The sequence below is a fragment of the Streptomyces sp. NPDC028991 genome (assembly GCF_055564775.1).
Window position 1 is genome coordinate 644,433 of record NZ_JBVHVP010000002.1, and the last position, 20,388, is coordinate 664,820.

The 20,388-nt window shown below is 71.3% G+C and carries 18 protein-coding genes; 7 read left to right on the forward strand and 11 right to left on the reverse strand.

Features of this window, described 5'->3' with window-relative positions:
• Positions 1–176: 176 nt before the first annotated feature.
• Both ACZ4V1_RS07110 and ACZ4V1_RS07115 read right to left on the reverse strand, forming a co-directional pair.
• Positions 177–620 carry a type II toxin-antitoxin system antitoxin gene (locus ACZ4V1_RS07110; protein ID WP_468330954.1) on the reverse strand — a complete coding sequence of 148 codons (444 nt, stop codon included), beginning with the start codon at positions 618–620 and terminating at the stop codon, positions 177–179.
• Positions 566–1,513, reverse strand: a complete 948-nt coding sequence (locus ACZ4V1_RS07115) for an SPFH domain-containing protein (RefSeq protein ID WP_468330526.1) — start codon at positions 1,511–1,513, stop codon at positions 566–568. The genes ACZ4V1_RS07110 and ACZ4V1_RS07115 overlap by 55 nt, the downstream gene beginning before the upstream one ends.
• Before the next feature lie 282 nt (positions 1,514–1,795).
• On the opposite strand from ACZ4V1_RS07115, the gene ACZ4V1_RS07120 reads away from it, so the two are divergent.
• Positions 1,796–4,117, forward strand: coding sequence for a transglycosylase domain-containing protein (locus ACZ4V1_RS07120; RefSeq protein ID WP_468330529.1), 2,322 nt, complete (start codon positions 1,796–1,798; stop codon positions 4,115–4,117).
• 151 nt (positions 4,118–4,268) lie between these two features.
• Here ACZ4V1_RS07120 and ACZ4V1_RS07125 read toward each other — a convergent pair whose 3' ends face one another.
• The 4 genes from ACZ4V1_RS07125 to ACZ4V1_RS07140 form a co-directional block, all read right to left on the reverse strand.
• Entirely contained in the window at positions 4,269–6,395 is a 2,127-nt protein-coding gene (locus ACZ4V1_RS07125) for a SpoIIE family protein phosphatase (protein ID WP_468330532.1), read from the reverse strand.
• 280 nt (positions 6,396–6,675) lie between these two features.
• Complete coding sequence (gene fomD / locus ACZ4V1_RS07130; RefSeq protein WP_468330535.1) at positions 6,676–7,392, reverse strand: cytidylyl-2-hydroxypropylphosphonate hydrolase; 717 nt, start codon at positions 7,390–7,392, stop codon at positions 6,676–6,678.
• 77 nt (positions 7,393–7,469) lie between these two features.
• The gene (locus tag ACZ4V1_RS07135; RefSeq protein ID WP_468330538.1) at positions 7,470–8,855 is read right to left on the reverse strand and encodes a class II fumarate hydratase; all 1,386 of its coding nucleotides are present in this window, start codon (positions 8,853–8,855) and stop codon (positions 7,470–7,472) included.
• Positions 8,856–8,963: 108 nt separating this feature from the next.
• The gene (locus ACZ4V1_RS07140) at positions 8,964–10,631 is read right to left on the reverse strand and encodes a fumarate hydratase (protein ID WP_468330541.1); all 1,668 of its coding nucleotides are present in this window, start codon (positions 10,629–10,631) and stop codon (positions 8,964–8,966) included.
• A gap of 304 nt (positions 10,632–10,935) precedes the next feature.
• On the opposite strand from ACZ4V1_RS07140, the gene ACZ4V1_RS07145 reads away from it, so the two are divergent.
• Complete coding sequence (locus ACZ4V1_RS07145) at positions 10,936–11,643, forward strand: DUF1707 SHOCT-like domain-containing protein (RefSeq protein WP_468330544.1); 708 nt, start codon at positions 10,936–10,938, stop codon at positions 11,641–11,643.
• A gap of 104 nt (positions 11,644–11,747) precedes the next feature.
• Entirely contained in the window at positions 11,748–12,125 is a 378-nt protein-coding gene (locus ACZ4V1_RS07150) for a WhiB family transcriptional regulator (protein ID WP_468330547.1), read from the forward strand.
• A 195-nt stretch (positions 12,126–12,320) separates the two neighbouring features.
• Here the strand turns inward: ACZ4V1_RS07150 and glpX are convergent, their stop codons facing one another.
• Positions 12,321–13,352, reverse strand: a complete 1,032-nt coding sequence (glpX, locus tag ACZ4V1_RS07155) for a class II fructose-bisphosphatase (protein WP_468330550.1) — start codon at positions 13,350–13,352, stop codon at positions 12,321–12,323.
• A gap of 135 nt (positions 13,353–13,487) precedes the next feature.
• On the opposite strand from glpX, the gene ACZ4V1_RS07160 reads away from it, so the two are divergent.
• Positions 13,488–14,012 (forward strand): DUF4245 domain-containing protein, encoded by a 525-nt coding sequence (locus ACZ4V1_RS07160; protein WP_468330957.1) that lies wholly within the window; start codon positions 13,488–13,490, stop codon positions 14,010–14,012.
• Between the two features lie 79 nt (positions 14,013–14,091).
• On the opposite strand, the gene ACZ4V1_RS07165 is transcribed toward ACZ4V1_RS07160, so the two are convergent.
• Entirely contained in the window at positions 14,092–14,682 is a 591-nt protein-coding gene (locus ACZ4V1_RS07165) for a malonic semialdehyde reductase (protein ID WP_468330553.1), read from the reverse strand.
• Between the two features lie 311 nt (positions 14,683–14,993).
• Here ACZ4V1_RS07165 and ACZ4V1_RS07170 point away from each other — a divergent pair, with 311 nt between their 5' ends.
• Positions 14,994–15,206: a DUF4287 domain-containing protein gene (locus ACZ4V1_RS07170; RefSeq protein ID WP_468330556.1), complete on the forward strand. Its 213-nt coding sequence runs from the start codon at positions 14,994–14,996 to the stop codon at positions 15,204–15,206.
• A 220-nt stretch (positions 15,207–15,426) separates the two neighbouring features.
• Here the strand turns inward: ACZ4V1_RS07170 and ACZ4V1_RS07175 are convergent, their stop codons facing one another.
• The 3 genes from ACZ4V1_RS07175 to ACZ4V1_RS07185 form a co-directional block, all read right to left on the reverse strand.
• Entirely contained in the window at positions 15,427–15,672 is a 246-nt protein-coding gene (locus ACZ4V1_RS07175; protein WP_468330559.1) for an exodeoxyribonuclease VII small subunit, read from the reverse strand.
• Between the two features lie 9 nt (positions 15,673–15,681).
• Positions 15,682–16,890, reverse strand: a complete 1,209-nt coding sequence (xseA, locus tag ACZ4V1_RS07180) for an exodeoxyribonuclease VII large subunit (protein ID WP_468330562.1) — start codon at positions 16,888–16,890, stop codon at positions 15,682–15,684.
• Between the two features lie 75 nt (positions 16,891–16,965).
• Complete coding sequence (locus tag ACZ4V1_RS07185; RefSeq protein ID WP_468330564.1) at positions 16,966–18,339, reverse strand: APC family permease; 1,374 nt, start codon at positions 18,337–18,339, stop codon at positions 16,966–16,968.
• 129 nt (positions 18,340–18,468) lie between these two features.
• Between ACZ4V1_RS07185 and ACZ4V1_RS07190 the strand changes: the two genes are divergently transcribed.
• Positions 18,469–19,485, forward strand: a complete 1,017-nt coding sequence (locus tag ACZ4V1_RS07190; protein WP_468330567.1) for a 4-hydroxy-3-methylbut-2-enyl diphosphate reductase — start codon at positions 18,469–18,471, stop codon at positions 19,483–19,485.
• 29 nt (positions 19,486–19,514) lie between these two features.
• Entirely contained in the window at positions 19,515–20,279 is a 765-nt protein-coding gene (ppgK, locus tag ACZ4V1_RS07195) for a polyphosphate--glucose phosphotransferase (RefSeq protein WP_468330570.1), read from the forward strand.
• Positions 20,280–20,388: the final 109 nt, after the last annotated feature.

Genomic DNA, 20,388 nt, shown 5'->3' on the forward strand with positions numbered 1-20,388 from the left:
GTATACGCGCCATGTATACGCCCGGTGCAGAGATCGTGGCGGGGCGTGTGGAAGCGCAGGTCGGGGGTGATTGTCACGGTTCCGTGACGACGGAGGCCGCGCCTTCGCACGTCGCGGCGACGCGGCCCGCTCCGGCTTCGGCCTCGGCTCCGGCTCCGGCTCCGGCTCCGGCTCCGCTACGACGGTGGCGTGGGCCCCGGGCCCGTCCCGGTTCCCGGGCCCGTCCTGGTTCCCGGGCCCGTCCCGGTTCGTGACCCGGGCTCGGTGTCTGAGCCCGTCCCGGTTGCTGACCCCGTCCCGGTGCCTGAGCCCGTCCCCCGGGGCGGGCGTCCCCTGCGCGGCAGTGGTCCGGCGTCCCCGGGCAGCCGGCCCGCCTCCGCCAGTGCCCTGCGGAGCAGGAACTCGATCTGGGCGTTGGCCGAGCGCAGTTCGTCACCCGCCCAGCGGGCCAGCGCCTCGTACACCTGTGGGTCCAGCCGCAGCAGCACCTGCTTGCGCTGCCGGTGCGCCCGACGCGTCGTGGGCGTCCCCTCGGGCTCCGGGGCCGGCCCTTCGGAAGGGGCCGTCACTGGTAGAGGGACCCCGTGTTCAGGACCGGCTGGGCGGCGCGGTCCCCGCAGAGCACGACCATCAGGTTGGACACCATCGCCGCCTTGCGTTCGTCGTCCAGCTCCACGATGCCCTGCTCGCTGATCCGGGCGAGCGCCGCCTCGACCATGCCGACCGCGCCGTCCACGATCTGCCGCCGCGCCGCGACCACCGCGCCGGCCTGCTGCCGCTGGAGCATCGCCGAGGCGATCTCCGGCGCGTACGCGAGGTGGGTGAAGCGGGACTCGATGATCTGCACCCCGGCCGCCTCCACGCGCGCGTGCAGCTCGACGGCGAGCTTCTCGGTGATCTCCTCGGCGTTGCCGCGCAGCGAGAGGCCGTCCTCCTCGTGGGCGTCGTAGGGGTACTCGATGGCGATGTGCCGCACGGCCGCCTCGGTCTGGGTGGAGACGAACTCGATGTAGTCGTCCACCTCGAAGGTGGCCTGCGCGGTGTCCTCCACCCGCCACACCACGACGGCGGCCAGCTCGATGGGGTTGCCGTAGGCGTCGTTCACCTTCAGGACGGCCGTCTCGTGGTTGCGTACCCGCGTCGAGATCTTGGTGCGCGAGGTGAGGGGGTTCACCCAGCGCAGCCCGTCCTGCCGGATCGTCCCCCGGTACCGCCCGAAGAGCTGGACCACGCGGGCCTCGCCCGGCGCCACCATGTTCAGCCCGCACATCGCGAGGAACGCGGCCAGGCCGACCACGATGCCCCCGATGATCAGCGCCGCCTTCGCTCCGGCCGAGTCGGCCGCCGTCGCGGTGGCGATCAGGCCGGCGCCGAGGAGCAGACCGACCAGGCCCAGCAGCAGCGCGAGGCCGCCGCCGATGCTGTGCGCCTGAATCTCGCGCACCCGTGGCGCGGGCATCTCGGGTACGTCGGCGCTGACCTGTGGAGTGTCGTGCGTGGTGGATGCGGACATGGACGGTCCCCCGTTCCGGCCGGGCGTGCTGAGCGCACGCTCGACGCATATCGTCGGTCTAACTAAGTGATATCACTTTACCCTCGAATTGCAACCTTGTACCCCCCTCGTACGTCGGTTCCATAGGAGCGGGTGCTGATTCTCACGTCCGTACAAGGCCGGATCGGTGGCCGTTTGTCACATCTCCCGGTGTTAGCTTTCTGAGCTGACCTGAGCGGCGAACCTGTGTGACGCGTGAGCGAGACGTGATCACAGATGAACGAAGCGGAGCGGATCGGACCCATGGGACGAGCGGAAGAGAGAAGAGCGCGACAGCGCGGTGGCCGCCGCGCGGCGCCGACACGCCGCCGTTCGTCGGGCGCGGGCGGGAGCGGTAAGAGCGGGATACGCCGGCTGTTCACCTGGAAGAAGATCCTCGGGACCTTCTTCGGCCTCTGCCTGCTCGGCATGGGCGCCTTCATCGTCCTGTACATGGTGATCGACATCCCCGAGGGGAACCCCGAGGCGGAGCTGCAGAGCAACGTCTACAAGTACAGCGACGGCAGCATCATGGCCCGCACGGGTGACCGCAACCGCGAGATCGTCGACCTGGCCAAGGTCCCCAAGGAAGTCCAGCGCACCTTCGTCGCCGCCGAGAACAAGACCTTCTACAAGGACGCCGGCGTCGACCTCAAGGGCACCGCGCGCGGTGTGCTCAACACCCTCTCCGGCAAGGGCGCCCAGGGCGGTTCGACCATCACCCAGCAGTACGTCAAGAACTATTACCTGTCCCAGGAGCAGACGGTCTCGCGCAAGCTGAAGGAACTGGTCATCTCCCTGAAGCTGGACCGCGAGAAGTCCAAGGACTACATCCTCGCCGGCTACATCAACACCAGCTACTACGGCCGCGGCGCCTACGGCATCCAGGCCGCCGCCCAGGCCTACTACCGCGTCGACGCGGAGGACCTGACGGTCGAGCAGGGCGCGTACCTCGCGGCGCTGCTCCAGGCGCCCAACCAGTACGACTGGGCGATCGCCAGCGACACCGGCAAGAAGCTGGTCCAGGAGCGCTGGAACTACGTCCTGGACAACATGGTCGAGCAGGAGTGGCTGAGCCGGGCCGACCGGCAGGGCATGAAGTTCCCGGAGCCCCCGGCGCCCAAGCCGGTGCAGGGGATGGAGGGCCAGACCGGGTATCTGGTGGACGCGGCCAACCACGCGCTGAAGAAGCAACTCGTAGCCCAGGGCACCGCCGAGGACATGGAGCAGGCCAAGGCGCTGGTGGACCTCGGCGGCTACACCATCACGCTCAACGTCGACAAGAAGAAGCAGGTGGCGCTGGAGAAGGCGGTCAAGGCCAAGCTCACCAGCAAACTGGACCCCGACAAGCGCGAGGTCGACGCCGACGTCCAGGCCGGCGCCGTCTCCGTCGACCCGAAGACCGGCGCGGTCCTCGCGATGTACGGCGGCGTGGACTACGTGAAGCACTACACGAACAACGCCACCCGCGACGACTACCAGCCCGCCTCCACCTTCAAGCCGCTGATCCTCGCCGCGGCCGTCGACCAGGACGCCGAGACCCAGGACGGTGTGCCGATCACGGCCAACACCATCTACGACGGTACGAGCAAGCGCCCCGTGATGGACGGTGACCGCGAGGTCGGCTTCGCGCCCCCCAACGAGGACGACGTCGACTACGGCGACATCACCGTCCAGGAGGCGATGAACAAGTCGGTCAACTCGGTCTTCGCGCAGATGGGCATCGACGTCGGCATGACCGAGGTGCTGAAGGTGGCGGGCGAACTGGGCATGGACACCGAGGGTCTGGATGCCGTGCCCGCCCAGACCCTGGGCAGCATGGGCGCCAGCCCACTGGAGATGGCCGGCGCATACGCCACTCTCGACAACCACGGCAAGAAGGTCACCCCGGCCGTCGTGAAGTCGGTCGAGCACAAGGACCGCAAGATCGACTTCCCCGAGGCGGTCGGCGAGCGGGTCATCAGCCGCGAGGCCGCCGACACGGTGACCTCCGTGCTGACCGGCGTGGTCGACGACGGTACGGCCAAGCGGTCCGTGCGGGAGAACCCGCTGCGCGACGGCCAGCAGGTCGCCGGCAAGACGGGTACGTCCGACAACAACAAGTCGGCCTGGTTCACCGGCTTCACCCCCGGCCTGGTCACCTCGGTCGGCCTGTTCGGAGAGGACCCGAAGTCCCACGCGCAGGTCCCGATGTACAAGGCCGGCGGCGTCGACTACCGGGTCAACGGCGGTGGCTTCCCCGCGGAGATCTGGGCGGCGTACACCTTCGGCGTCATGGACGAGGTCACCGAGTTCGACCTGGAGACCAAGCAGGGCGCCGCGGTGAAGCCCAGCAAGTCGCCGACGGCACCCGAGTCGCCGACCCAGTCGCCGACGCGGGAGGAGACGACCGAGGCACCCTCCTCCGACGCGCCGACGACGGACGCGCCGACGACCGACGAGCCGACGACCGAGGAGCCGTCGCAGTCGCAGTCGCCGCCGCAGTCGCCTTCGAACAGCCCGTCGACCGAGGAACCGCCGACCGGCGGGGTGACCACGGAACCGGAGAACCCGCTCTTCCCGGACAGGGACCGTCAGGAGCGATAGCCGACGGAACCGGCAGCAGGAACGCGGAAGGGGCGCCCGGACTCACCGGGCGCCCCTTCCGCGTCTTCGAGGTCTTCGCGACCCTCGAGGTCTGCGCGGTCTGTGCGGTCTTCGCGGTCCGGACAACGTGGCCCACCCGGGCCCACGTGGTTCACCCCCGGTTCAGCTCGAACCAGACCACCTTTCCGGTGCTCAGCCGGGTCGCCCCCCAGCGCCGGGCCAGCCGGTTCACCAGGTACAGCCCGCGACCGCCCTCGTCCGTGGCCCGCGCCTGCCGCAGCCGTGGCAGCTGCGGCACGTCGTCGCCGACCTCGCAGCGGAGCACGTCGGTGCGCAGCAGCCGCAGGGTGACCGGTTTCGTGGCGTACCGCACGGCGTTGGTCACGACCTCGCTGACCAGCAGCTCCACGGAGTCCGTGAGGTCCTCCATGCCCCAGCGGGCGAGGGCGCGCCGGGCGAGGCGGCGGGCCCGGCCGGGGGCCGTGTCCTCGGGCTCCAGGAACCAGTACGCCACGTCGCTGGGCGCGATGCCGTCGAAGCGGGCGGCGAGCAGCGCGATGTCGTCGTCCCGGTCGCCGGGGCCGAGCATGTCCAGCACCTCGTCGCACAGGGCTTCCAGGGGCGGCGGATGGTCGGGGCCGGTGAGCTGCGCGGTGGCCGCGAGGCGCTCCCGCAGCTGCTCTATCCCGGTCCACACGTCTCGCAGCCGGGATTCGACCAGCCCGTCCGTGTAGAGGAGCAGGGTCGCACCGGCGGGGGCGTCCAGCTCGACCGCTTCGAAGTCCACGCCGCCCACACCGATCGGGGCGCCCGCGGGCACCCGCAGCACTTCGGCGTGGCCGCCCAGGTGCAGCAGCACGGGCGGCGGATGGCCGGCGTTGGCGACCGTGATGCGGTGCGATACCGGGTCGTACACGGCGTACAGGCAGGTCGCCATGCGGTCGGTGCCCAGACGCTGCGCCTGCTCGTCGAGGTGGTGCAGCACCTCCTGCGGGGGGAGGTCGAGCCCGGCCAGGGTCTGTGCGGTGGTCCGCAGCTGGCCCATGATGGCCGCCGACGTCATGGAGTGGCCCATCACGTCCCCGACCACCAGCGCGACCCGGCTGCCGGGCAGCGGAATGGCGTCGTACCAGTCGCCGCCGACGCGCGCGGTCTCGGCGGCCGGGAGGTAGCGGGAGGCCAGCCGTACGCCGGTGCAGCGCGGCAGGTTCTCCGGGAGCATCGTGCGCTGCAGCTCGTCGGCGATGTACGCCTCACGCCCGTACAGCACCGCCTTGTCGATGCCGAGCGCGCTGTGCGTGGCGAGCTGTGCGGCGACCAGCAGGTCGTCGGCCTCGAAGGCGACGCGCTCCGGGCCGCGCAGGAACAGCGCGGCTCCGATCACCCGGCGCCGGCCGCGCAGCGGCGCGAGGATCGCCCGCCGGCCGTCGGGCACGGCGAACGCTCCGCCGTCACCGAGCAGTTCGGGCAGGGCGGCGCGGGCGGCGGGCGTGTCCGTGAAGACCGGTCGCACCCCGCGCAGCACCTCCGCGAGCGCGCTGCCCGGCCGGACCTCGCACAGCTCGGAGCCGACCGCCTCCAGCTCGGAGGGCTCGGGCTGGGCCGCGGGTGTGAACCCGCTCTCGGCGTCCCGCTCGGCCGGTATCCGGTCGGTGCGGCGCAACCGCAGCACCAGGGGGCCCGTGGGCCGCTCGTCGCCGACCGGCAGTGGCTCGCGCAGATAGACGAGGATCGCGTCCGCGAACGTCGGCACGGTGGCCCGGCACAGACCCATCACGATCTCGTCGAGGTCCATGCCCCGGGCGATCCGCCGGGTCGCGGCTCCCACGAACCGCAGCCGGTCCCCGTCCCGGCGCATGGGCGTGGGCTGTCCCGGCGCGGCCGGCTGCCCGGTCCGGCGCTCCGGTGCCGACGGCGCGCCACGGCGCTCGGCCCCCGCCGGTGTCCCGGACACGGGAAGGGCTCCGGGAACGGATCCCGCGCCGGACTGCGCACCGCCCGGCTGGACCGGGACGCCCTCGGTCGCGGGCCTCGGCCGGTGCGTGTCCGGCTCGGCGGCCTGCTCGGCGCCCGGCTGGGAGTGCTCGAAGGCGCCGGAGGAGTCCGCGCCCGCGGTGGGCGGCGACTCTCCGGTGCGCCCCTGCACCGGTAACCCGGACCCGCCGGCGCGTGGCGGCACGGGGGTACGCAGGAGCGCCCCGCGGGGATCCGTGGGGTCGCCGCCCGTCGGGGGGCGGTCGAAGGAGGTCGGGTGCTCCGTCACGCGTGTCGAATCCATCCGTCCGGGACTGCGCGCGGCGCGTGCAGTTCGTCCCGCAGAAATCCCGATACCCGGAACACGTGCCCCGGGAACGGAATCTCCGCGTGGTCAGAGGCTGTTCCTGTGTCACCGGCGGACCGTCTGCGGCCCGTTTCCGTGTTGCCCTCGTACCTCTCGCTCACGTCCTGCCGCCCCTCGGTGACGATCGGTCAAGCACAGCGCACGCTCCGCCGGTTGCTGCCGCGCTCCCTTGCGGAGGACGATCCTACGTTTCCTGCCCGGGGGCGTATCAAGGGTCTCATGAGGACACGTGCGCGGGTGTGCGGTCCCAGTCCCCCGGCAGTGACGGTACTGCCCAGGACGGATCCGGCCGCCAGTGCTCCCAGCCGTCCGCGAAGGGGGCGCCCCAGGCCCGGATCTCCGCCACCGCGGCACGCCCCGCCTTCCGTACCCGTTCGGCGAGCCGGGCGTCCATCAGCCGGTTCCGCTGGGCCTGCGCGAACTCGTCCTCGTCCCGCCAGTGCCAGGTGCGGTCCGGCTGGACGGAGATGTCCAGGAAGTGGTCCTCCGAGTCGACCCCGCCCTCCCAACGGGCCAGTGGCTCCTCCAGGTTCACGTACCAGTTCTTGAACCGCCAGCCAGGATCCCAGAACAGCCACACCGACCAGGGCTCGCCGGGCCGGGCCAGCTTCAGCACGCCCGTGCCGAACCACCGGTCGCGCTGCACGGTGCGCGGCTTGGTGTAACGCGAGGCCAGTGGTTCCAGGTGCACGGGGGTGCCGTCGGCGAGCACCGGCTTCACGCACTCGGTGCCGGGCGCCAGCCACACGGCGAGCAGGCCGGCGTCGTCCCGTACGACGGTGACGGGGCGCGCGATGTGCAGGTGCGGGCCGCCGTTCTCCCGGTACCGCCACAGGATGTGGCTGCCGGGCGCCCAGTACCCCGCCGGGGCCGGCGGACCGCCCGCGTCCGCCTCCGCTTCCGTCGCCGCGCGCACCGCTTCACCGTCTGCCATGGACAGATATTAGGTGCCCTGGCCACCTGCCGCGCCGGTGATCGCGGCGAGGGCCCGCGATCGCTCCGGTCGCCCGGTCACGGGTGGGTCATCCGCAGCACGTCCAGCGCCTCGTCCAGCTGCTCGTGCGTGAGGTCGCCGCGCTCGACGTACCCGCCCTCCAGCACCACCTGACGGATCGTCTTCCGCTCGGCCAGCGCCTTCTTGGCGACCCTGGCGGCCTCCTCGTACCCGATGTACTTGTTGAGCGGCGTGACCACGGACGGCGAGGACTCGGCGTACTCGCGGGCCCGTTCGCGGTGGGCGACGACGCCGTCTACGGTCCGGTCGGCGAGCAGCCGGGAGACGTTGGCGAGCAGCCGCACCGACTCCAGCACGTTCTTGGCGATGACCGGCAGCATGACGTTGAGCTCGAAGTTGCCGGCCGCTCCGGCGGCGGCGACCGTCGCGTCGTTGCCGGTGACCTGGGCGGCGACCATGAGCACGGCCTCGGGGATCACCGGGTTGACCTTGCCGGGCATGATGGACGACCCGGGCTGGAGGTCGGGCAGGGAGATCTCCGCCAGCCCCGTCCGCGGCCCGGACGCCATCCACCGCAGGTCGTTCGCGATCTTCGTCAGCCCGACGGCGATGGTCCGCAGCTGCCCACTCGTCTCGACGATGCCGTCCCGCGCACCCTGCGCCTCGAAGTGGTCGCGCGCCTCGGTCAGCGGCAGCCCCGTCGCGCGGGCCACCTCCTGGATGACGGCGGCGGAGAAGCCGGGCGGGGTGTTGATGCCGGTGCCGACCGCGGTGCCGCCCAGCGGCAGCTCGGCGAGGCGGGGCAGGGACGCCTCCAGCCGCTCGATGCCGTACCGCACCTGGGCGGCGTACCCGCCGAACTCCTGCCCCAGGGTGACCGGCGTGGCGTCCATCAGGTGCGTCCGCCCGGACTTCACGACGTCGGCGAACTCTCCGGCCTTGCGCTCCAGGGCCCCGGCGAGGTGGTCGAGGGCCGGGATCAGGTCACGGCTGACGGCGGCGGTGGCGGCGATGTGGATGGAGGACGGGAAGACGTCGTTGGACGACTGGGAGGCGTTGACGTGGTCGTTGGGGTGCACGTCCCGCCCGAGCCGCTCGGTGGCGAGGGTGGCGACGACCTCGTTGGTGTTCATGTTGGACGAGGTGCCCGACCCCGTCTGGAACACGTCCACGGGGAAGTGCTCGTCCCACTTCCCCTCCGCGACCTCACCGGCCGCCTCCTGGATCGCGGCGGCGACGTCCTTGTCCAGGACTCCCAGCTCGGCGTTGACCTTGGCCGCCGCGCCCTTGATCCGGGCGAGCGCCTCGATGTGCGCGCGCTCGATGCGCTGCCCGGAGACGGGGAAGTTCTCCACCGCCCGCTGGGTCTGCGCCCGCCACTTGGCGTCCGCGGGGACGCGGACCTCGCCCATGGAGTCGTGCTCGATGCGGTATTCGCTCATACCGGGTACAGCGTGCGAGGGGGTGCGGATGTTCCGGAGGGGCGGGAGGGGCGGGCGTTCCAGCCCCTCCCGCCCCTCCGGCGTTGACGAGCCGTCCCGGCGGGCCCGTCAGTCCAGCCCCGGCCCCCGCACCGGAATGCTCGTGAACGTCGGCGCCGGCGCCGGGTCCTGGAAGAAGTCGTTGCCCTTGTCGTCCACCACGACGAACGCCGGGAAGTCCTCGACCTCGATCTTCCAGACCGCCTCCATGCCGAGCTCCTCGTACTCGACGACCTCGACCTTCTTGATGCAGTCCTGGGCGAGCCGGGCGGCGGGACCGCCGATGGAGCCGAGGTAGAAGCCGCCGTGCGCGTCGCACGCGTCGGTGACCTGCTTGCTCCGGTTGCCCTTCGCCAGCATCACCTTGGAGCCGCCCGCAGCCTGGAACTGCTCGACGTAGGAGTCCATGCGCCCGGCGGTCGTCGGACCGAAGGACCCGGACGCGTACCCCTCCGGGGTCTTCGCCGGACCCGCGTAGTACACCGGGTGGTCCTTCAGGTACTGCGGCATCTCCTCGCCCGCGTCCAGCCGCTCCTTGATCTTGGCGTGCGCGATGTCGCGGGCCACGACCAGCGGGCCGGTCAGGGACAGCCGGGTCTTGACCGGGTGCTTCGTCAGCTCGGCCAGGATGTCGTCCATCGGCCGGTTGAGGTCGATCCTGACGACGTCGCCCTCCTCGGCGAGCTGCTCGTCCGTCGTCTCCGGCAGGAAGCGTGCCGGGTCGGTCTCCAGCTGCTCCAGGAAGACGCCCTCGGCGGTGATCTTCGCGACCGCCTGCCGGTCCGCCGAGCAGGACACCGCGATGGCGACCGGGCAGGAGGCCCCGTGCCGGGGGAGCCGCACCACGCGCACGTCGTGGCAGAAGTACTTGCCGCCGAACTGCGCGCCGATGCCGATCTTCTGCGTCAGCTCGAAGACCTTCTCCTCCAGCTCCTCGTCCCGGAAGCCGTGCCCGAGCTCCGAGCCCTCGGCCGGGATCTCGTCCAGGTAGTGCGCGGAGGCGTACTTCGCGGTCTTCAGCGCGTACTCCGCCGACGTACCGCCGACCACGATCGCCAGGTGGTACGGCGGGCAGGCGGCCGTGCCCAGCGAGCGGATCTTCTCCTCCAGGAACTTCATCATGGAGGCCTCGTTCAGGACGGCCTTCGTCTCCTGGTAGAGGAACGACTTGTTGGCCGACCCGCCGCCCTTGGCCATGAACAGGAACTTGTAGGCGCCGCCGTCGGCCGCGTACAGCTCGATCTGGGCCGGGAGGTTCGAGCCGGTGTTCTTCTCGTCCCACATGGTGAGCGGAGCCATCTGCGAGTAGCGCAGGTTCAGGTTCTTGTAGGCGTCGTAGATGCCCCGGCTGAGGGCCTCCTCGTCGCCGCCCGCCGTCAGGACGTTCTGGCCGCGCTTGCCCATGACGATCGCCGTGCCGGTGTCCTGGCACATGGGCAGCACGCCCGCCGCCGCGATGTTCGCGTTCTTCAGCAGGTCCAGCGCCACGAACTTGTCGTTGCCCGACGCCTCGGGGTCGTCGATGATGCGGCGCAGCTGCGCCAGGTGTGCGGGGCGCAGGTAGTGCTGGATGTCGTGGATGGCCTCCTCGGCCAGCTTGCGCAGCGCCTCGGGCTCCACCTTGAGGAAGGTCCGCCCGTCGGCCTCGAAGGTGGTGACACCCTCGGAGGTCACCAGCCGGTACGGAGTGGTGTCCTCTCCCTGGGGGAGCAGATCGGTGTACGCGAACTCAGGCATCTCGCCCATTCCTCACTCGACAGACGCGCGGCTGGATTCCACCACGACGGCTGGCCTCCATTGGCAGCGTCCACCAGCGTAGAACCTGCCGTCGGGGGCGAGCTTGTGAGGTAAGGCTCAGTAGACCGCGAAGCGGGAACCGCGATCCGCGAACCGCGATCCGCGATCCGCGAACCGGGGACCGGGAACCGCGATCCGCGATCCGCGATCGATGCCGAACCGGGAGCCGCGATCCGTACCGAGCCGCGACAAGGTTGCCCACAGGGGGTAGTCGCGATCTATCGCGTTTCGGTACGCTGCTGCCGTGGACCTTCACAAGCACGCCCAACCGCAGGACGCGGCACCGCGCGGCACCACGGCGCCCGTCTCCGAGATGCGCGCCTCGGACGCCGACCGTGACCGCGTCACCGACATGCTCCGCGAGGCCCTCGCCGAGGGACGGCTCACCGCCGACGAGCACGGCGAGCGCGTCGAGGGCGTGCTGGCCGCCAGGACGGTCGGTGAGCTGGACGTCTTCGTGCAGGACCTGCCGGCCGCGCACGCCGGACGGCACCAGACCGCCGCTCCGGCCCCCAACCGCCCCACCGCCGGCGCCATCCCGGCGGAGCCCGACGAGAACCTGGTGGCGGTGTTCAGCAGTGCCGTCCGCAAGGGACGCTGGCGGGCGAGCCGCCGTATCCACGCGTACGCGGTCTTCGGAAGCGTCGAGATAGACCTCAGCGAGGCCGTCTTCGAGCATCAGCAGGTCGTGATCAAGGCCTTCTCCGTCTTCGGCAGCGTCGAGGTGCGCGTCCCGGAGAACGTGTCGCTGCGCGGCGCGGGCGGCGGTGTGCTCGGCAGCTTCGAGGTCCACAACCTCGACTCGTCCGAGGCCGAGGCCCCCGTCATCTACGTGGACGGCTGGGCCGTGCTCGGCAGCGTCGAGGCGCGCCCCAAGCGCGGCAAGGTCGTCGCGGACATCCTCGACCGGGTGCACCGCAAGGTCGACAAGGGTTTGCGCAAGCACTTGTAGCGCGGCACCGGCGGCGGTTGGAAACCCAGTGCATAGGCACGCGCACAACGGGTAAGCCTTGACGCATCGTCTCTCGCTCGCGAAGCCGTCGTCAGGAGTAGACCGTGCTGCAACCGCCGCATTCGTCCCTGCAGGTAGCCGTCGTTCCGGCCCAGCGGGTGCCCGTGCGGGACAGGGACCAAGACGCTCCCTGGCACACCGAGGCGGTGTGCCGGCGCGACGAGGCCGGACTGTTCTTCGCACCCTCCAAGGAACCCACCGCCGCCCGGCTCTCCCGCGAGGAGGCGGCCAAGCGCGTCTGCGCGCGCTGTCCGGTCATGGTCGAGTGCCGCGAGCACGCCCTCTTGCAGCCCGAGCCCTACGGTGTCTGGGGCGGCCTCACCGCCGCCGAACGCCGCGTGGTCCTGGCCCGGCGCCGCCGCCGCGACGTGGAACTCAACAAGGCCGCCCGCCCGACGGGTCACATAGCGGCGGCCGGTTAGCGCCCAGGCACGCGAAAGGGCACCCTCTCCGCACAGAGGGTGCCCTTCTCAGGCTCGGGCGGGACGAGCCCCCAAGGGCGCGAGGCCGTGCCCGGTCGGCGGCTCAGCCGCGCGGGCGCGCTCGGCCACGACGGACCGGCACCCGTCACAGGACAGGAAGCCCGGCCCCATGGGCGCCCCGCACCGCCGGCGGAGTCACTTCGCCCGGTCGAAATCGATCGCGCTGTACGCCCGCAGCTTGCTCAGCCGGTGCTCGGAGTCGATCCGTCGCACCGTGCCCGACTTGGACCGCATCACGATCGAGTCGGTCGTGGCGGTCTCGGACCGGTACCGGACCCCGCGCAGCAGCTCACCGTCGGTGATGCCGGTCGCGACGAAGAACACGTTGTCCCCGGATACCAGGTCGTCGGTGGTCAGCACCCGGTCCAGGTCGTGCCCGGCATCGACCGCGCGCTGCCGCTCCTCGTCGTCCTTGGGCCACAACTTGCCCTGGATGGTGCCGCCCAGGCACTTCACGGCGCAGGCCGAGATGATGCCCTCCGGCGTGCCGCCGACGCCGAGCAGCAAGTCGATGCCGGTGCCCTCGCGCAGCGCCAGGATCGAGCCGGCCACATCGCCGTCGGAGATCAGCTTGATGCGGGCGCCGGTCTCCCGGACCTCCTTGATGAGGCCCTGGTGCCGGGGCCGGTCGAGGATGACGACGGTGACGTCCTCGGGGGTGCGCCGCTTGGCCTTGGCGATCCGGCGGACGTTCACGGACACGGGCGCGTTGATGTCGACGAAGTCGGCGGCCTCCGGCCCGGTGACCAGCTTGTCCATGTAGAAGACCGCGGACGGGTCGAACATGGAGCCGCGCTCGGCGGCGGCCAGCACCGCGATGGCGTTGGTCATGCCGTTGGCGGTCAGCGTGGTGCCGTCGATCGGGTCGACGGCGATGTCGACCTCGGCACCGGTGCCGTCGCCGACCCGCTCCCCGTTGAAGAGCATCGGGGCCTCGTCCTTCTCGCCCTCACCGATGACGACGACGCCGTTCATCGAGACGGTGTGGACGAGGGTCCGCATGGCGCGCACCGCGGCACCGTCGGCGCCGTTCTTGTCACCGCGGCCGACCCAGCGGCCGGCGGCCATCGCCGCCGCTTCGGTGACCCGCACGAGTTCCATGGCGAGGTTGCGGTCGGGGGCCTCTGAGGGGACGTCCAGTTCGGACGGCAAGTGATGCTCGGTCATCGGAGCGCACCTTTCTGATACGACGACGGCCGGATGAGGGTGTGCGCCGCACTCTATCGTCAGTCCGACAAAATGAGCAGGGGACCCCACGTATGAGCGGACCAGGCACCTGCGACGATAGGGGGCGTGGCAGGTATGCAAGGCAAGCAGAAGTCGGCCCGGGACATGATCCTCTCCCTCGGGCTCATCGTGCTCGCGGCGGGCGTAATCTGGATCTTCATTCCGCACGACGACGGCGAACCGCCCGTCAAGCGGGTCGACTACCGGGTCGAGCTGCTCACCGCGCAGCGCGCGGCGCCGTACCCGGTGGCAGCGCCGGAGGGCCTCTCCGAGGACTGGAAGCCGACCTCCGTCCGCTTCCGGGGTGACGAGTTCGACGCCTGGCACCTGGGCTTCCACGCCCCGGACGGCGAGTACGTGGCGGTCGAGCAGTCCACGCAGAAGCCGGCCACGTTCATCGACGACGCCAGTCAGGGGGCGCGGGCGACCGAGACGACCCAGGAGATCGGCGGCCGGACGTGGACCCGGTACACGGGCGGCCGGTACGACGCGCTGGTGCTGCACGACGCGGACGGCATGAAGGGCGCGACGACGGTCGTGGCGGGCACGGGTTCGTTCGACCAGCTGGGCCGGATGGCGGCGGCGCTGAAGCTGACCTGAGCCCCGGCCGTGTCCCGACGACGTGACGAAGCCCCCGGCACCTCGCCGGGGGCTTCGTCACGTCATCGGGACGTGCGGCTCAGACCGTGGTGACGACCTGGTCGTACGCCAGACGCGGGGAGCGCGGGAACCAGGCGTCCGGGCCCGGGTGGCCGATGTTGACGACCATCAGCGGGGTGTGGTCGTCGTCCAGGAACTCCTTGCGGACGCCCTCGAAGTCGAGGCCGGTCATCGGGCCGGCGGCGAGCCCCGCGGCGCGGACGCCGACGATGAAGTACGCGGCCTGTAGGGCGGCGTTCAGCGTGGCGGCACCCTCGCGCACCGGGCGCTCACTGAAGAAGGCGTCCTTGGCCTGCGGGAAGTGCGGGAAGAGCTCGGGCAGCTCCTCGTGGAACTCGTTGTCCGCCGACAGGATCGCGACCAGCGGGGCGGCGGCCGTCTTGGGCTGGTTGCCCTCGGCCATGTGCCGGACGAGACGCTCGCGGGCCTCGGGGGAGCGGACCAGCGTGATCCGCAGTGGCGACTGGTTGAAGGCGGTCGGGCCGTACTTGACCAGGTCGTAGATCGCCTGCACCTGCTCGTCGGTCACCGGCTCGTCGGTGAACGTGTTCGCGGTGCGGGCCTCGCGGAACAGCAGGTCCTGGGCGGCGGGGTCAAGAACGAGAGACATACGTGATCTTCCTCGGGGTGTGCGTCGGCGCTCCGCGCGAAGGGGCGGGGAGCCGTTGACGGGAACGACGCTACGCGAAAGAAGTTCAAGCTTCAACCAAAGTCGGAGCGCGGTGTTCCGCTTCACCTGGCCGGATGAGTGAAGGGAGCGGCGTGCTGCGGCGTGCTGCGGCGCGCGACGCCTCGTGGCCGCGTTTCGCGCCCCGTGAAGGCGCTGTGCCGCGGATCACATCGGCAGGGCGATCACTTCTTCCGCTCCTTGCGGTCGTACCGGGCGGTACACCGCCACTCGCCCACAGGGAGCTCACCGACATGACCGCCGCCGCGAAGGGGCCCGCCTCCTACTTCCCGCCGATCGAAAAGAAGTACGGCCGCCCGATCGCTGAGTGGAAGGAGCTGATCCGCTCCTCGCCGCTCACCAAGCACATGGAGCTCGTCGCCTGGCTCATGACCGACCACGCGCTGGGCCACGGGCACGCCAACGCACTCGTCGCGCACACCCTGGCCGAGGACAGCGGGAAGTAGTCCGCCCGCCACCGTGCAACCGGGGACTGTCCGGCGCGGGCGCAGTCCGGCGATCAGGGGGCGTGCCCGCCTCCATGCCTGCGACACGGCACACCGGAACAGGGACTGCCGGAACAGGGACTGCCGGAACAGGGGCGGCCGGAACAGCGGACAACAGGGGCTTCCGGAACAGGGGCTTCCGGAACAGGAGCTACCGGAACAGGAGCTACCGGAACGAGGGCTAGCGGTCCTCGTCCTCGTCCTCGTCCTCCTCGGCCAGCGCCGCGTCCAGGCGGGCCCGGGCACCGTCCAGCCAGCGGCGGCAGACCTTCGCCAGCTCCTCGCCCCGCTCCCACAGGGCGAGGGAATCCTCCAGCGTCGTACCGCCGGCCTCGAGCCGCCGTACGACCTCGATCAGCTCGTCCCGCGCCTGCTCGTACCCGAGCGCCTCGGACACGGCCGTCTGCTGCTCCACCTCGCTGGTCATCCACTCACCTTACGCATCGACTCGTACGGAGAAACCGCCCTCCGAGACGCGGGCGCGCAGCGTCTCGCCCGGCTCCACCTCGCCCGGGTCACGGACGGCGTGGCCGTCGGCCCGCTGCAGCACGGCGTACCCCCGCTTCAGGGTCGCGGCGGGGGAGAGGGCCACCACGCGCGCGTGGGTGTGCGTCAGCTCGGAGTCGGCCCGGTCGAGGTGGTGCCGCAGTGAGCGGCGGCCACGGTCCAGCAGGGCCGACACCTGCTCGGCCCGCTCGTCGATCATCCGGTGCGGATCCTGTATCGACGGCCGGGCCAGCGCATGGGCCAGCCCCCGCTCCTCGCGGTCCACGTACGACGCCACACACCGCCGGGCGCGGTCCCGCAGCTGGCGCACCCGCTCGTACTCCTCGCCGACGTCCGGTACGACCTTCTTCGCGGCGTCGGTCGGCGTGGAAGCACGCAGGTCAGCGACATGGTCGAGCAGCGGATTGTCCGGCTCGTGCCCGATCGCGGAGACGACCGGCGTACGGCACTGGGCGACCGCCCGCACCAGCTGCTCGTCGGAGAACGGCAGCAGATCCTCGACGCTGCCCCCGCCGCGCGCGACGACGATCACGTCCACGTCGTCCATCGCGTCCAGCTCCTTCACCGCCTGCACGACCTGCGGCACCGCGTGCACGCCCTGCACGGGGACGTTGCGCACCTCGAAGCGGACGGCGGGCCAGCGGTGCCGGGCGTTCTCCAGGACGTCCCGCTCGGCCGCCGACGCCCGCCCGCACACCAGGCCGATCAGCTGCGGCAGGAACGGCAGCGGCTTCTTGCGCTCCGACGCGAACAGCCCCTCGCGCGCGAGTGCCTTCTTCAGCTGCTCCAGGCGCGCGAGCAGCTCCCCGACGCCCACCGGCTTGATCTCGGCGGCCCGCAGCGACAGCTGCCCGCGCGGTGCGTACCACTCCGGCTTGGCGTGCACGACGACGCGCGCGCCCTCGCCCACCACGTCCGCCACCGCGTCGAACACCTGCCGGTAGCAGGTCACGCTCACGGAGATGTCGTACGACGGGTCGCGCAGCGTCAGGAACACGACACCGGCACCCGGCCGCCGTGACAACTGGGTGATCTGCCCCTCGACCCACACCGCGCCGAGCCGGTCGATCCAGCCCCCGATCAGCCGTGACACCTCGCCCACGGGCAGCGGGGCTTGCGGAGTCGAGTTAACAGCCATGCGCCCGAGCGTAACGGCCGGGTGTGACAACCCGACCCGGCGTCAGCCGCCCCGCGCCGCTCCGGCCCACCGGCCTCACGCCTGCGCGGACCGCCTGCCGCGCGCCTGCGCCACCAGCACCACCAGCCCGACCGCCAGCCAGATCGCCCCCACCGCCTGCGCGGTCTCCGAGGCCTCCACGATCACCGCGACGGTGATCGCCGCCCCGAGCACCGGGATCAGCACGTGCCGCCACCAGCTCACCGGCCCCGAGCGGCGCCGGATCGCGAACCAGCCCACCACGCTCGCGTGGAGCATCGTGAACGCCGTCAGCGCGCCGACGTCGACCACCGAGACCAGATGGTCGAGACCGTCGTCCCGACGCGCCGCCCACACCGCGGCCACCATCGTGATCACGGCCGCGACCAGCAGCGCCACGCGCGGCACCCCGGAGTCCGTCCGCGACAGGGCCTTCGGCAGCCGCCGGTCGCGGCCCATCGCGAACAGCAGCCGCCCGGCCGCCGCCTGCCCGGCCAGCGCCGCGAACGCCGCGCCGATCGCCTTGCTCACCGCCACCAGGTCGTGCAGCCAGGTGCCCACGGAGGCGTCCACGGCGTCGTAGAACGCCGCCCCCTGCCGCTCCGGCCGGGCCGCCAGCTCCGCCGACGTCACCGGCTCCAGCAGCGCCACCAGGTACGTCTGCGCTACGAACAGCACGCCCGCCAGCGCCAGGCAGAACAGCAGCGCCCGCGCGACCTTCGCCGACCCCCCGGTGACCTCCTCCGCGAACGTCGCGATCGCGTCGAAGCCCAGGTACGACAGCACCGCCACCGACACCGCGCCGACCACCGCCGACAGCGCGAACGCTCCCTGCGTGCCGTCCCCGGACAACGGCGACAGCCAGCCGCGCTCGGCCCCGTCGCGCGCGAGAACCACGATCGCCGCCACGACGAACACCAGCAGCACCACGACCTCCATGGCGAGCACCAGGAAGCCCACCCGGGCCGCCGCGCGCACGCCCCACAGGTTCAGCAGGGTCGTGACGACCACCGCGATCGCCGTCCACACCCACCGCGACACCTCCGGAACCAGCGCCTCCATCGCGATGCCGGAGAAGAGATACGCCACCGCGGGGATGAGGACGTAGTCCAGCATCGCCATCCAGCCGGCGATGAAGCCGGCCCCGTTGCCGAGCCCCGCGCGCGCGTACGCGAACACCGACCCCGCCTGCGGGACCACCCGCACCATCTGTGCGTAGCTGAACGCGGTGAACGCCATGGCGATCGTCGCGACCACGTAGACGAGCGCCACGGCACCGTGCGACTTGGCGTCCAGGGTGCCGAAAACCCCGACCGGTGCCATGGGCGCGATGAACAGGAGCCCGTAGACGACCAGGTCCCTGAAGCCCAGGCTGCGCTTCAGCTGGTGCTCCCCACCGGCCCCCTGGGCCGCCGTACCGGTCTCGGACATCGTGCCTCCGCCAGCGCATCGGACTGTGGCTCGGAACGTCCCCGTCGGGGTCCCCGTCTACGTCCCCGATCAGTTTCCCGGGCGACGTCCCACCCACGCGATCTTTGACCCGCCGAACGCGGCCTTACGATGGGTGCCATGACTGCTTCGCCCGGCCGCCGTGTCCTGCTCGCCGCCCCCCGTGGCTACTGCGCGGGTGTGGACCGCGCCGTGATCGCCGTCGAGAAAGCCCTGGAGCAGTACGGGGCTCCCGTCTACGTCCGGCACGAGATCGTGCACAACAAGTACGTCGTCCAGACCCTGGAGAAGAAGGGCGCCATCTTCGTCGAGCAGACGGAGGAGGTTCCCCCGGGGAACATCGTGATGTTCTCCGCGCACGGCGTGGCCCCCGTCGTCCACGAGGAGGCCGAACGCGGCAAGCTCGCCACCATCGACGCCACCTGCCCGCTCGTCACCAAGGTGCACAAGGAAGCCGTCCGCTTCGCGGACGACGACTACGACATCCTCCTGATCGGCCACGAGGGTCACGAGGAGGTCATCGGCACCTCCGGCGAGGCCCCCGACCACATCCAGCTCGTCGACGGCCCCGAGGACGTCGCCAAGGTCGAGGTCCGCGACCCGTCGAAGGTCGTCTGGCTCTCCCAGACCACCCTCTCCGTCGACGAGACCATGGAGACCGTCGACGCGCTGAAGGACAAGTTCCCGCAGCTCATCTCCCCGCCGAGCGACGACATCTGCTACGCCACGCAGAACCGCCAGCTCGCCGTGAAGCAGATGGGCGCCGAGGCCGACCTAGTGATCGTCGTCGGCTCCCGCAACTCCTCCAACTCCAAGCGGCTGGTCGAGGTCGCCAAGCAGGCCGGCGCGCGCGACGCGTACCTCGTGGACTTCGCCGACGAGATCGACGCCTCCTGGCTGGAGGGCGTCACCACGGTCGGCGTCACCTCCGGCGCCTCCGTTCCGGACGTGCTGGTCGAGCAGGTCCTGGAGTGGCTGTCGCGGCGCGGCTTCGAGGACGTGGAGATCGTCAAGGCCGCCGAGGAGTCGATCACCTTCTCGCTGCCCAAGGAGCTCCGCCGCGACCTGCGCGAGGAGGCGACGTCCCTGGTGGCGGAGCGGGGCGGCTCGGGTACGGCCGGGGCGTGACCGTCAGTCGTCCGTCGTAACGTGGTGCCATGCAGATCTTCGGCGTGGACATCGGCGGATCCGGGATCAAGGGCGCCCCTGTGGACCTCGACAGGGGCGACCTGGCCCAGGAGCGCCACAAGGTGCTGACCCCGTACCCGGCGACCCCCGACGGCGTGGCCGACGGGGTGAAGCAGGTCGTCGAGCACTTCGGCTGGACCGGGCCGGTCGGGCTCACCTTTCCGGGCGTGGTCACGGGCGGCGCCATGGTCCGCACGGCGGCCAACGTCGACGAGAGCTGGGTCGACACGGACGCGCGGAGCCTGTTCGGCGAACGGCTGGGCGGGCTCGACGTGACGGTCGTCAACGACGCGGACGCCGCGGGCGTCGCCGAGATGCGCTTCGGCGCCGGCCGCGACCGCAAGGGCACCGTCGTCCTGCTCACCTTCGGCACCGGCATCGGCAGCGCCGTCTTCACCGACGGCGTCCTCGTCCCGAACAGCGAGCTGGGCCACCTGGAGCTGGACGGCCACGACGCGGAGAAGCGCGCCTCCAGCAAGGCCAAGGAGGACCACGACCTGTCCTGGGAGCACTGGGCCCACCGCGTGCAGCGCTACCTCACCCACGTCGAGATGCTGTTCTCACCCGAGCTGTTCGTCATCGGCGGCGGGGTCAGCCGCAAGGCGCACAAGTTCCTGCACTACATCGAGGGCGTCCAGGCGGAGATCGTCCCCGCGCAGCTCCAGAACAACGCGGGCATCGTGGGTGCGGCGATGCGGGCGGCGGAGGGCCCCGGCCGTCCCGCCGCGAGCTGAACCCCTGCGGTCCCTGCGGTCCCTGCGGTCCCTGCGGTCCCTGCGGTCCCTGCGGTCCCTGCGGTCCCTGCGGTCCCTGCGGTCCCTGCGGTCCCTGCGGTCCCTGCGG